This is a genomic window from Paucibacter sp. TC2R-5 (assembly GCF_025717605.1).
Lineage (GTDB): Bacteria > Pseudomonadota > Gammaproteobacteria > Burkholderiales > Burkholderiaceae_C > Paucibacter_A > Paucibacter_A albus.
The window spans coordinates 146,686-159,581 of record NZ_JAJIRQ010000002.1 but is presented as its reverse complement, the minus strand read 5'-3'; the positions used below and the strand labels follow the sequence as shown (position 1 = coordinate 159,581).

The window sequence follows — 12,896 nt, the reverse complement described above, 5'->3', positions numbered from 1 at the left end:
CGAGCAAACCAAGGGTTTATAGCATGGCAAATTTGCCAAAAATGTCCATTGAATCGCCTAAGCTACGCCTGCGCCGCGCGGTGCGCGCGCACCAGTTCGAAAACTTGTAATTCTTTTCGCAACGCTGAACACTGGAGTGCCTTCTCTTGGATCATTTGGCCTGCTTTACCCCGAAGGACCTCAACACGTCCTCCGCCTCGGCGCCCGACCTGGCTGCTTACCGCTGGCGTTTGCTGGCACAAGGCGACTCCTGGTTCTCCACCGCCACCGCCAAACTCGATGCGCATGCCAATCTGCTGCAGGAGATGTACTTCAAGCAGCCCACCTGCGCGGTCAACTGCGCCGGCTCCGGCGAGGCGCTCAGCCATATGGTGGACCTGGAATCGGCGCCCGACTTTGTGCGCCTGCTCAGCAGCCCGGACGCCCCTGTCTGGGACGGCGTGCTGCTCTCGGTCGGCGGCAATGACCTGATATCTGCCGCGCAAACCCCGGCCCACACGCCCGACGGCGCCGACGTGCCGCTGCATCTGCGTCTGCTGCGCCGCCAGACCGAGTGGGGCCCGCCGTCAGCCGGCGTAGCGCGTTACTTCTCCGAGCCCGGCTGGGCCACCTACAGCGAGTACCTGCGCACCAATGTGCGCCATCTGCTGACGCTGCGTGACCAGGGGCCCTCGGCCGGCAAGCCGGTCTTCATGCATTGCTATGCGGTGCCCATGCCCCGTCCTGCTGGCGCTGAAGCCAATGCCAACTCGGAGTTAGGCGCGTCCGGCCCCTGGCTGTACCCGGCCTTGAAGGCCTGCGCTTTGCCGAGCGCCGACTGGGCGGCGGTCAGCCGCTTGATGGTCTTCCACCTGGCGCTGCTGCTGAAAAGCATGGCGGCGGACAAGGAGCAATTCCCCGGCCTACATGTGTTCGACTCGACCGCCGTGCCCTTGGCCCCGGCGACGGCCGGCAGCAGCGGCAGCAGCGGTGACTGGCATAACGAGATCCACCTCAACCACAGCGGCTGCCTCAAGATCGCCCGCGCCTGGTCCGAGAGCATTGAGCGGGTGCTCAGCGGCGAGGTTCTGGTGGTGCCGGGGGGGAAGAGGCGGTCTTGATGACATTGCCTCCGTGCGCTAACGGACGGAGCAAAGCGCCTGAGCTGGCTTATTCGGCGTCGTTCTTGACTTGGGGATCATCGCTGGGATAAAGGCATTCCACCGAGCCGCCGCTATTGGAGAACATCAGCACCACGCCCTTGGTGACGATCTTGTCGGTCGGCATCCGGATCTCGACGCTGTTGTCATTGCTGGCGGGCTGAAAATTGCCGGCGGTCAAAACCGGTTCATTGCCCAAGGTCTTGTAGACCACGCCGATCAGCAGTAGCTCGGGCGACTGGATCAGGTTGACGGTGCAACTGGGCGCAGTCTTGGAAATGGTCAAGGCCTCGCCCTCGGGCACCGGGTCGGTGCCTTCCTCGTTCTTGAAATATTGGCAGACGGCGAATTTTTGCGCCGCGTCGAGTGAGGCTTTGACGTAGTAAGTGGTGCTGGCCATGGTGTGCGTTATCCCTTCCTCGGTGGAGGTCTGTGTTTTGTTCAATCAATAGGTAGAAGACAGGTTTTTCAGGTGCCGAGCTTGCTGCGCAACCAATCCTGCTCCGCCTGCACGGCCTCCTTGCGACCCAGGCAGGAATGTGCTTGAACCCAGACCTCGGTGATCTCGTAATGAAGCTGCAAAAGCCGGCGCTGTCCTTGTAGTTCGTCAATTAGCGTGACGCATTGCGCATGTGCCGCTGCTTCGTCCCGGCGCTGCCGGGCCAGTTCGGCCAGACCTAGCCGCAGTTGGGCATTGGCGATGTGCAGGCGCAGATATTCGGGCTGCTTGCTCAGCGCCTGGGCCAGGCTTGGCAGCAGGCTCGTCAGTAGTTCCCGAGCTGCATCGTTCTCATGTTTTGCTTGTAAGTCCTTGGCCAAGGCAAGGCTGGCCTGGGTGCGCAGCGGCAGGCGCCGCAAACTGCTCGAAGCGCCGGTGCCCTGATCCATCGCCACCAATTGTTCGACAGATGCCTTGGCCAGAGAAGCGTCAACGTTCGTGGGAGAGGCTTCGGCCAGCGCAAGCCTTGTGCGGATCAAGGCTTGCCGCCATGTGCGTCGTGCAGGGTCTGTTTGCAACAGGTCCTGAAATTGAACTTGCGCTTGCTGCAATGTCACCACAGCCAGCCTGCTTTCCTTCAGACTAAGCAAAACACGACCCAGATGAAAACGCATCGTGGCCTCGCGCTCGATCCAGTCGAGGTCATGCGGCGCCAACGCTCGAGCTTTGGCGATCTGTTCGAGGCCGTCTTCAAAGCTGCGCTTGCCGGCCAGGAACTCTCCCTGCGTCACCAAGGCCGAACCCAACCAACTGAAGCCCTCGGCATAGTCCGCTCGCAAAGACTGGTCTTGCGGCATAAGGACTACAGCCTTTTGCTTCAGCGCTTGCGAAGCCTGAAGCTGCTCAACCGCGCTGCTGATGTCACCGCGCTCAAGTGCCAGAACGCCCAAATTGGTCAGCGCATAAGCCAGCTCGCGCAAGGGCTCAAACTGGCCAGGCGCGTCCCGCAGCCAAGCCTCGCTGCCCAGGCGATAGTCTTCCCAGGCCAGCTTGGCCGGCGCCAATTGCCGCTTGGTGAAATACACATGTCCGAGCCAAAAGGCGGCGGTGCCCTGCGCTTTGCGCCAGTCATTGGCCAAGCCGGGCTCGGGGCTGGCGCCGGCCAGCAGCTTGCGGGCAGCCAGCAGCGGCTCGACGGCGGCGTCCAGCTCACGCTTGTTGACGCTGACCTCGCCCAGCACCGTCAGCGCCTTGGCGCGTTGCAAGATGCTGTTCGGGGTCATGGTGAGGCCGGCCGCCTCGGTGGCCTCGACCGCGTTCGCGAGCTTCAAATGCGCCAGCGCTTTCGCGCCGACATCATTGAGCAGCTCCATGCGGCCGAGCGGCCGCAATTTGTCGGCAAACTCGCCGAGCATATAACCGAGCAGATCATCGGCTTCGGCGCTGCGCTGCAGCGCCAGTTTTTCGGCCCGCTCGGCGCGCCAGGCCTGGGCGACGCTGAGCGTCGTCAGCGCGGCCAGGGCCAGCACGCCCGCCGTGCCTGCCGCGACCGCCACCCGGTGCCGGCGTATGAATTTGCTCAGGACATAGGCGCGGCTGTCCGGCCTGGAGGCAATTGGCTCATCGCTGAGCCAGCGGCGCAGGTCCTCGGCCAGCTCGGCAGCATTGGTGTAGCGCTCGGCGGGCAGCTTTTTCAGCGCTTTGGCAACGATGGTGTCCAAGTCGCCGCGCAGCTCGCGGGCCTGGGCCTTATCAGGCACCTGATCCGACAGTTTTCTGGGCGCTACCTCGACCAGCGTGCGCATGCGCTCCAGCGGCGTGGTGTGTTCTTCCTCGCCCGGCGTCGTCGGGTGCTGACCGCACAGCAAGAGGTACAGCAGCACGCCCAGCGCGTAGACATCGGTGGCGGTGCTGACATCAAAGCCCTGCACCTGCTCGGGCGCGGCGTAACGTGGGGTGTAGGCGCGGCCGGCCTGGCGGGTCAGCTCGGTCGCGGCGGCTTCAGTGGCGCCTTCTTCATGCAGCAGTTTGGCAATGCCGAAGTCCAGCAATTTGACTTCGCCGGCTGCCGTCACCAGGATGTTGGACGGCTTCAGGTCCCTGTGCAGGATCAGCCGCGTGTGCGCGTGCGCTACCGCCGCGAGTACGTCCTGGAACAAGGCCACGCGCGCGCGGGCCGTCAGTGCCTGGCTGTCGCAATATTGGTCCAGCGGCAGGCCGTCTACATATTCCAGCACCAGATAGGGCTGCTCACCGCTTTCGGTAATACCTGCGTCCAGCAGGCGAGCGATATGCGGATGCGCCAAGCGGGCGAGGATTTGGCCCTCGCGGGCAAAGCGGCCTGCATCGCCGCGGCCGAGCAAGCCGGCCTTGAGGAATTTGATCGCGGCCAGGCCGTCAAAGCGCCCATCGGTGCGGCGCGCCAGCCAGACCGTGCCCATGCCGCCCTGGCCGATCTCGCGCTCCAGCGTGTAGGCGCCGAGCTGCTGGCCGGCGCTGTTGCTGGCCTTGGCTTGTTGTTGCTGCGTCTCCATCGTTTGCAGCGCGGGCGTGGCCAGATAGTTGGCCGCGTCCATCGCGTCCTGGCGCCACAGCAGCTCGCGCAGGTCGGCGGCCAGCTCTTGGTCTTGGGCCTCCAGCGTTTGCAAACGGGCCGGGCGCTGTTCGGGGGGCAGGTCCAGCAACTCGTCCAGCAGCGGGCTCAAGAGCGGCCAGCGGGACTTATCAATACTGCGGCGCGTCGTTTCGTTCATGCCGGTTCTTTATGATCGAAGCGCCATGGACAAAAACAGCCGCGCCTTTTGCCAGTCGCGTTGCACCGTGCGCTCGGTCACGCCCAGGGTCTGGGCGATCTCGGCCTCGAGCAGCCCGCCGAAGTAACGCATTTCCACCACCTGCGCCAGGCGCGGGTCCATCTCCGCCAGCTCGGCCAGCGCCTCGTGCACACGCAGAATCTCGTCGTCGCCCTGCGGCGGCAGCTCGGCCACCGCTGTGTTCAGTGTCACATGCTCGAACTCGCCGCCATGGCGCGCGGCTTGGCGGGCCCGCACCATGTCGATGACGATGCTGTGCATCACCCGCGAGGCATAGGCGAGGAAATGCTTGCGGTCGGGAAAATCTTGTTGCTGCTGCTCGCCGTCGGCTTTGTGCAGCTTGCTGTAGAGGCGCAAATACGATTCGTGCACCAGGCCGGTCGCGTCCAGCAGGGTCAGGTGGCCGGACTGACGCATGCGGCTGTGCGCCATCTTTTGCAAGTCGGCATAAAGCAGGGCCACCACGGCTTCAGCAGCGGCGGCGTCGCCAAGGCCGGCGGCGCGTAGCAAAACGGTGATGTCGCTCATCTGGCTCTGGGGAATTGGCGGGTTTCAAGCCATACGGCAGCCCGCATTCTAGGGACCCTCTGCAAATCCCCAGTGGGTCGCGTTTGCGAGAGAACAGGCCGGCTCGAAGGCGCGGTGCGAAGGTCGGGCTTTGTGCCCGACTGCCGAGCACCGCAAGGACCGAGAGGGCCTGTTCTCTCGCAAACCCTTTGGGGCGGGTCTTTGCGGGCGCTGGCCGGCGTTGCGACCCTTACCCAGACACGAGTCTGGGCGGCGGGCCTCGCCTTGGCCAGCATCCCGCAAAGATACCGCCGCGGCCCACCGGGGTTTTGCAGAGGGTCCCTTGCGGCTGGCTGATTCAGCTTGCGCCGAGCGCTGCAAAATATTTTCAAAGCGATGTCGGGTTTGGCGGATGGATCCCGTTTTATTGAGAGAGGACATGAACACTTGTTGATGACAGGGAGGCCATATGTATGGGCTGTCGCCGAGCGTTTGTGATCCTCACCCCGCCCGTTATTTTTGGCGCCAACACCTCCAAATTCCCGTGCAAAACAAAGCGACAGCCGATATTTCCTTGTTGTTCAACGAGCGTCAGGCTATAGAGCTGGCGGGCCTGCCCGCCATGATTCAACTACCCAGCCTCCAAGGCTTTGCCAAGCTGGTCGGGCGTGAACTGAACCATGCGCGGCGCTTCGGCACCCGGCCGGCAGTGCTTTTGATCGATGTGGAGGTGCGCGAGCCGCTGGGCCAGCCGGTGCAGCAGCAGACGCAGGCCGCGAGCTTGCTGGATGTCCTGGGCGCGCGCCTGCGCAGCCGGGTGCGTGGCACCGATGTGGTGGCCCGCATTGGCGAGCGACGTTTTGGCGTGGTCTTGCAAAACGTCGAACGCGCCAATGTGCATGTGATTCAGGAGCGGCTGCAGCGGGTCTTGAGCGGCGCCTATGAGTTGGCGCCGCAGCCGCTCTATGCCAGCTTGGTCAGCGGCATTGCCAAATGCGAATGCCCACGCATCTGCGCGTCTGATCTGACGCGCGCCGCCGAAGTGGCCCTCGGCCAAGGTTCGATCGCGGCCGCCAAGCAAGGTAGGCAGCCTGCAAATCTGCTGCCACACCCTGCTGCGGGCCAGGCGCTTACTTCAGCCCGTCGCTGATCGCCTTCAGCAGCGTCGAGTTGGCGTCGTCACCGCTGAACTCCCAGAAGAAGGCGCCGCCCAGGTTCTTGCTCTTCAGGTAGTTCATCTTCTCGGTGATTTGCACCGGGGTGTCAAAGCTCCAGAAGGTGGTGCCGTTGTAAATCCACTGCGCGCGCGAGGCCGCATCGACAAAGCTCGGGTAGCCCAGGGTCTTGAGGATGCGGTAGTCCTCGATGCCTTTCTCGTACTTGCCCGGCGCGCCCACGCCCGGCTGGTAGAGGCCGTTGCCGACATTGGGCACATTGGTCCAGCCGCGACCGTAGAAACCGATGCCGAGATTGAGCTTTTTGGCCGGCACGCCGCGGTCCAGGAAGGCCTGGATCGCGTCATTGCTGTTGTAGAGGCGCACATCGCCGGTAGAGGGGTCGGCTGGCGAGGCATAGAGCGCCGAGTGGAAGCCGGTCGTGGGCTCGAACGCACCGTGGAAGTCATAGGTCATCACATTGATGAAATCCAGCGAGGGATGGAACGCTGCGGGGTCCATCACGCGGATCTTGTCGATGCCGGCGGGTGCGGCAATCGTCAAGAGTAGGCCGGGCTTGGCGGCGTCGAGTTGCTTGCGGAACTCGGCCAGCAAGGCGGTGAAATTGGCCTTGTCCTCGGGCGCGCCGCAGCTCAGGCCGCAGGCGACCGGGTATTCCCAGTCGATGTCGATACCGTCGAATACACCGGCCGCCGCACCGGGGCCGCCGGCGTAATCGGTGACCGGCAAGTCACCCTTGATATAGGCGTCAACGCAGGACTTGACGAAAGCGACCCGGTTCTCCGGCCTTGCCGCGCTGGAGAAGCCGCGCGAATAGGTCCAGCCGCCCAGCGAGATCAAGACCTTGAGCTTGGGGTATTTGGCCTTGAGCTTCTTGAGCTGACCCCAGCTGCCGCGCAGCTTTTGGTCCCACAGGTCGGCCACGCCGTCGACGCTTTGCGCCGCTTGAATCGACTTGGTGTAGTCGGCAAAAGCGTCGCCGCCGACGCCGGTGCTCTCGTTCACGGGCACCGTCAGCCCCACTTCGCAGCGGTTATTGCGCACATTGCCGAAGGCATAGTTGATATGGGTCAGCCTTGCCGCGGCGCCGCCGGCGTCAATGTCTTTGACATTGAAGTTACGGTCGTAAATACCCCATTGCGCGAAATAGCCCAGCACGTTCTTGGCGCCGCTCACATCCGCCTTGGCGGTGCGCACGCTGAGCACCTGTGAAGCGGGCGAGGCACCGGCCTGGTTGAAAGCGACAACGCTGAAGTTGTAGGCGGTGTCGGCCGCGAGGCTGTTGACGGTGGCGCTGGTGCTGCTGGTCTGGGCGACTTGTGTGGTCGCTTGCTGTACACGGTATTGCACCGTGCAGTTGGGCGCAGCGGCGGATGCCGTCCAAGTCAGGGCGACGCTGGCGCTGGTCTGCGAGGGGGAGGTGAGGCCGCTCGGTGCGGCCGGCGCCGAGGCGCAGGCGCCGCTGGCGGTGCTGGTTAGCAAGGCGCTGCTGGCGGCCGACACATTGCCGGCCTTGTCACGTGCCCGCACTGCATAGCTGTAGGCGGTGCCGGCGGTAAGGCCGCTGTCCACCAGGCTGGTGGTGGAGGGCGAAGCGACCACGCTGCCGCCGCGCAGCACGTCATAACCGGCCACGCCGCTGCCGGCGTCGGTCGAGGCGCTCCAGCTCAGCGTGATGCTGCTGGTCGTGGCGCCGCTGGCGCTCAGGCCGGCGGGCACCGTGGGCGGCGTGGTGTCGACCTGCACGCCATCGCAGGCGCCCAGCGGCTTCCAGACATCCCATTGGCCGGAATTGCTCGCGGGCGTGTTGTTCTGCGTCCACCATTTGGCCTGGAAGGCCTGTTTGGATTGCTGCACGTTTTGGCCGGCGGTGTACGTGCCTTGGGCGCTCCACTCCGGCACACCGCTGCAGTCAAAAGCGTAGGCGACGGGGCTGGCCAAACCGGCCGCGATGACAGCTGCGAGGCTGAGCAGGCTGCGTTGAGGTGATTTCATTGGGTTCTCCTGTGTTGCTGGTCAATGACGAGGTGAGGGCTCAGTTCTTGCGCAGCGCTGTTGGCGCCAGCTTGGCTGAGGTGGTGGTTGCCGTCGCTGTTAGTGGCGCCAAGTCGGCACGCCGCGCTTCTTGCTTGAGGCTGTAGGACTTGCCGCCAAAGCTGACGATCCAGTTGCTCGGCATGGGCATAGGCAGGTAGTAGTTCAGCGCGATGGTGACGCTCTGGCCCGGTGCCAGCGTTTGCCAGGTCGGCAGCTTGAAAGCGGCGCGGTGGAAGTCGTTCGTGAGGCCGCCGATGTTGTTGCCGGCCGTGTTGGCGCCGCTTTGAATGACCTTGAGGCCAAAGCCGGTCTGGTCGGTCAGCGTGGCCGGAATCGCGGTCGGGATATCAAAGCTGAAGTCCGTGCCGCCGGGCAGGGTTTGCGTGCTGTTGTTGGTCAGCGTCAGCTTGGGGTTGATCGGGTAATTGGCGTCACCGAGCGCGAAGCCGGCGATGCTGACGGCGATGTCCAGGCTTTCTGTCGGCATGGCTGCGCTGGTCAAGCGGTTGCCATAGGCCGGCGCGGTCTTGAACTTGTTGTAGAGCAGCGTGGTCAGCGTGTTGCCCATGAAGTACTCGCCGCGCGCGGCGTCCCAGCCGTAGTCGCCGGCCAGCTCCCAGAACATCACGCCGCCAATGCCACGCTCGGCCGCGTACTGTGCCTTGAGCGCCAGGCTTTGCTCGGTCTCGGTCGACAGGAAGACGCGCTTTTGCGCGTTCCACAACCAGGGCGCCACCAGCTTGGCATCGAAGAAACTGGCGTAGCTGCCGGTCAGCTGATCGGCCGGGTTAGTGGCCGGGTTCAGGCCGTAGGCGGCCAGGTAGCTGCCTGGGCGGCCGGCGGCCAGATTCATCGTGTGCCAGAGCGGGTTGGAGCCGGCCGGGACTTCCTTGCTGGATACATCTAGGTCATGCCAGAGGTTGTCGATGCCGATCGCGCCTGCGCCGCATTTCTGCACCGTGCCGCCGCCGGTACCGACCGGGCATTTGGTCTGGTCGGCTTGCGCGGCTTGGCCCCAGAGACCGTTGGTTCCGCCCACCACGTCCTTGAAGCCACGGGTGTAATAAGGCACGCCGATATTGATGCGGCCGGCCGGCATCGAGCCACGGAAGTAGTGGTAGGCCCAGTCGGTATTGAGGTAGCCGATATTGGCGTACTGGGCGCTGGTGTAATAGCTCCAGGCGGCCAGCTCGGCGTCCTTGCCGTCATCAAACAGCGCGGCGTTCGGCCCGACGAACTGGTTCCAGGCGCCGTGCAGGTCATAACTCATGATGTTGACGTAGTCCAGGTACTGGGTGACCTGGTAGTTCTCCATGCCGCGCAGCAGGTAGGCGGAAGAAGGCGCGGCCACCGTCAGCAGGTAATGGCGTGCGTCGGCCTGGCCGGCGGCGTCGAGCTTGGCGCGCAGCGTTTGCATCAGCACGGCAAAGTTCTTGGTCAGCGTGGCGCGGCGGGCGTTGGAGATCGCGAAGTCGTCCGGGTTGCCGGCGTCCTTCATGCTGGTGGCGTATTCGTAGTCGATGTCCACGCCGTTGAAGCCGTATTGGCGCAGGAAGGCGACGGCCGAGTCGGCAAAGGTGTTGATGCCGGCGACGTTGGCGCTGCCGTCGGCATTGGTCGTCATGGTGTAGAAGCCGCCATTGGCGACGCGTTTGCCGGCGTCGTCAAAATAGCCGCCGGTCTCAGCCCAGCCACCGATAGACACCATGGTCTTGACCTGTGGATAGAGCTTTTTGTACTTGTTCAGCAGGTTGAAATGGCCTTTATAGGGCAGGGCCGGGTCCAGCTCGGCGCCGGCCACGCCGGGCCAGCTGATGCCGGTGGCCGGGTTGTTCGGGTCGGCGGCGTTGCCGATCGAGACCTTGTTGGCACCATCGATATGGGCAAAGGCGTAGTTGATGTGGGTCAGCTGCGCCCAGGGGATCTGGCTGGCGAGATAGGCCGGTTGGCCGTTCTTGCCGGTGCGCCAGCTGGTGAAGTAGCCGATGATGCGGCGCGGTTTGTCGCTGCCCATGATCTCGCGGCCTTGGCTGTCATAGACCTTGCAATAGGCGGGTGCGGTGCCGGGGCTGGTGATCATGCCCTCGGGGCGGCAGCGCTCGTCGCCGGCTGGCGGCAGGCCGCTGACGGTGACGCGCACGGCGGCGCTGTCGCTGCTGGCGCCCTTGTCATCGGTGGCGCGGGCGACGATGTCGTTGACACCGGCGCGTGCCGTCCAGCTTAAAGAATAGGGGGCCGTGCTGTCTTCGCCGACCAAGGCGCCGTTGACGAAGAAGGCGACCTTGGCGACGCTGCCATCGCTATCGGACGCATTGGCGCTGAGCGTGACTGCGTCTCCGGCGGCCGGGGTGGCGCTGGCGCCGGGCGCGGTCAGTGCGACGGTGGGCGGCTTGTTGGTGGAGGTGGCGCTGACGGTGACTTGGGCGGTCTTGCTGGCGGTGGCACCCTTGTTGTCGGTGACCGTCAAGCTAATCGTGTAGGTGCCAGCCGCCGCGTAAGTGCGGTTGGCGCTGACGCCGCTGGCAGAAGAGCCGTCGCCGAAGTTCCACGCATAGCTGGCGATGCTGCCGTCCGGGTCGCTGGAGCCTGCGCCGTTGACACTGGCTGTTAGCGCGCTGACGCTGCTGCTGAAGGCCGCCACCGGCGGCTGGTTGACGACGACGCCGTCGCAGGCGCCGAGCGGCTTCCAGACATCCCATTGGCCTGAGTTGGTCGCGGGCGTATTGTTCTGCGTCCACCATTTGGCTTGGTAGGCTTGTTTGTTTTGCTGGACGATGCCGCCGCTGAGGTAGGCGGTGGCGCTGGACCACTCGGCCACGCCGCTGCAGTTATAGGCCAGCGCGGGGTTGCCGGCGGCCATGGCGCCAAGCGCCAGGCTGATTGAGAGGGAGAGTCTCATGGTTGAAATCCTTGATTCTGAGAAGGAGCAGGGTGCACAAAGCCAGACCCAGCGCTTGGCGCGCGGGCCGGGGGAGGGGGTTGGTGGGGGTGTGCCGAGATCTAAGGCTTGATCACGACGTCAAAGTACTTCAGCACGCAGCTTTGGTAGTCGCCGCTCTTGAGGGCCGAGTAGGCGGTCTGGTAGCCGACCAATTTGCAGGCAAAGGACTTGCCCTCGGGCATGTCGGCGTAATAGGCCCAGTCTTGATCCCAGTAGATATCGAGTGCGCCGGCGCCGCCGACGACGAATTGCTTCTGGTTGCCGCAGCCCAGTTCTTCGGTGGGGGCTATGGGCACACCCAAGGCGGCGGCATGCTGGCGGTAGTAGGCGATGCGGTTGACGGACTGAGGCTTCTCGGCGCCCTGGCCGCATTCGATGCCGCCGTTGATGACGTTGGTGGTGGCGCCGAAACCGGGCTTGATGCCGGCGGCTTGGTCGACCGCATTGGGCTTCCAGCTACCGTCCACCACATGCAGCATGCTGGGCTTGGGCGAAGCCGGGTAGGCGTAGAAGAACACGGCGGAGGCGAGGTTCAGCCAGGTGTCGGCCACCTGCTCGGGTTTGTCCAGGAGGACGCGTACATCGCCGAACATCGCATCAGAAAACGGCCCGTAGTTGAAGCTGTAAGACAGCTGCTTGGCACCGCGCCCGAAGTATTGCTTGTAGCGGCCCTGCGCGTCTTTGCCGCAGGGCCAGACTTGGCCCTGCCAAGTCGTGGGCAGGCATTCATTGTTGTAAGGGCAGCCATAGCTGTCTTCGCTGCAGCCGGCTTCGCGCACGAAGTAGAGCGCTTGGCGCCACTCAGGGATGGCGTTATTGCGATCATGTGCGCCGGTCTCCTGGGTGAAGTGCGCGAACATCGTGGCCAGGGTCTTGCGGCATATCGCTTCCGCGTCGCGGCCATCGCTGTAGTCGGCGCAAACGCCGGAGAACTTGGCGATCGCCTGCAGCAGGCCGGTATAGGTGTAGCTCGGGTTGCGCAGCGGGAACAGATACTCCCACTGGCTGGCTGGCAAGATGCGCTCAACCCGTTTGACATTGGGCGGGTTGGAGGGGGCACCCGGTGCCACGGCCGTGACGACGCTATTAGGCCGGGTGGCAATCGAGGCCTTGACCGAGGCGAACAAGGGCGTATTGGTCAGACTGGCTTCGGTCGCCAGCACATCGGCCTGGCGCAAGAGGTATTTGCCGGTGATGGGGTCCTTGACCACGGCGACCAGACTGACGCTTTGCGCCTTGGTGCCGGTGGCGCCCTTGTTGTCGGTGATCGTCAAAGTAACGGCATAGGTACCGGGCTTGGCGTAAGCGTGGCTGATCTTGGCGCCGCTGCCGGCGCTGCTGGCGTCGCCAAAGTCCCAGCGCCAGCTACTGACCTGGCCATCGGCATCGCTGGAGGCGGAAGCGTCGAAAGCGACGCTGAGGCGATCGGTCGTGCTGCTGAAATTGGCAATCGGCGCCTTGTTGCCGCTTGTCCCGCCGCCGCCCCCCGCATCGCAGGCGCCGAGCGGCTTCCAGACTCCACCAGATGCGGAGTTGGTGGCCGGCGGCTGCGCCTGCGTCCACCAATTGGCGGCGTATGCCTGGCCTGCGTCTTGCACCTGCTTGCCGCCGGTGTAAACGGTGCTGGCCGCCCAGGGCGGCAGCGCGGCGCAGTCGACGGCCAAGGCCGGCCCGGCGGCCGCCGCAAGCGCCAGCAGCAGGGTCGCCCGGCGAGGCGAGGACAAAAACGCATTGGCTTTTTTATGCATCATGTTCAGAACTCCATGTCTCGTGACTAAGCAAGGCCTCCGAGCGCCTCATGCGGGCGCCTAGGGCTTTGTCCATTCATCCATTCATTCATCCGCC

The 12,896-nt window shown here is 64.3% G+C and carries 8 protein-coding genes; 2 read left to right on the top strand and 6 right to left on the bottom strand.

Annotated features, from left to right (window positions below):
* The first annotated feature begins 146 nt into the window (after positions 1-146).
* Positions 147-1,100, top strand: a complete 954-nt coding sequence (locus tag LNV08_RS04355; protein WP_263532444.1) for a hypothetical protein — start codon at positions 147-149, stop codon at positions 1,098-1,100.
* A gap of 49 nt (positions 1,101-1,149) precedes the next feature.
* On the opposite strand, the gene LNV08_RS04350 is transcribed toward LNV08_RS04355, so the two are convergent.
* From LNV08_RS04350 to LNV08_RS04340, 3 genes are all read right to left on the bottom strand, one after another.
* Entirely contained in the window at positions 1,150-1,539 is a 390-nt protein-coding gene (locus LNV08_RS04350; RefSeq protein WP_263532443.1) for a hypothetical protein, read from the bottom strand.
* A 68-nt stretch (positions 1,540-1,607) separates the two neighbouring features.
* On the bottom strand, positions 1,608-4,331 hold the full coding sequence (locus tag LNV08_RS04345) for a serine/threonine-protein kinase (RefSeq protein ID WP_263532442.1): 2,724 nt from the start codon (positions 4,329-4,331) through the stop codon (positions 1,608-1,610).
* A 9-nt stretch (positions 4,332-4,340) separates the two neighbouring features.
* Positions 4,341-4,919, bottom strand: a complete 579-nt coding sequence (locus tag LNV08_RS04340) for an ECF-type sigma factor (protein ID WP_263532441.1) — start codon at positions 4,917-4,919, stop codon at positions 4,341-4,343.
* Between the two features lie 523 nt (positions 4,920-5,442).
* Between LNV08_RS04340 and LNV08_RS04335 the strand changes: the two genes are divergently transcribed.
* Complete coding sequence (locus LNV08_RS04335; protein ID WP_263532440.1) at positions 5,443-6,048, top strand: diguanylate cyclase domain-containing protein; 606 nt, start codon at positions 5,443-5,445, stop codon at positions 6,046-6,048.
* Here LNV08_RS04335 and LNV08_RS04330 read toward each other — a convergent pair.
* From LNV08_RS04330 to LNV08_RS04320, 3 genes are all read right to left on the bottom strand, one after another.
* Entirely contained in the window at positions 6,029-8,068 is a 2,040-nt protein-coding gene (locus tag LNV08_RS04330) for a glycosyl hydrolase family 18 protein (protein WP_263532439.1), read from the bottom strand. The genes LNV08_RS04335 and LNV08_RS04330 overlap by 20 nt on opposite strands.
* A 40-nt stretch (positions 8,069-8,108) precedes the next feature.
* Positions 8,109-11,009 carry a chitinase C-terminal domain-containing protein gene (locus LNV08_RS04325; RefSeq protein WP_263532438.1) on the bottom strand — a complete coding sequence of 967 codons (2,901 nt, stop codon included), beginning with the start codon at positions 11,007-11,009 and terminating at the stop codon, positions 8,109-8,111.
* Between the two features lie 101 nt (positions 11,010-11,110).
* Positions 11,111-12,802: a glycoside hydrolase family 19 protein gene (locus LNV08_RS04320; protein ID WP_263532437.1), complete on the bottom strand. Its 1,692-nt coding sequence runs from the start codon at positions 12,800-12,802 to the stop codon at positions 11,111-11,113.
* Positions 12,803-12,896 lie beyond the last annotated feature (94 nt).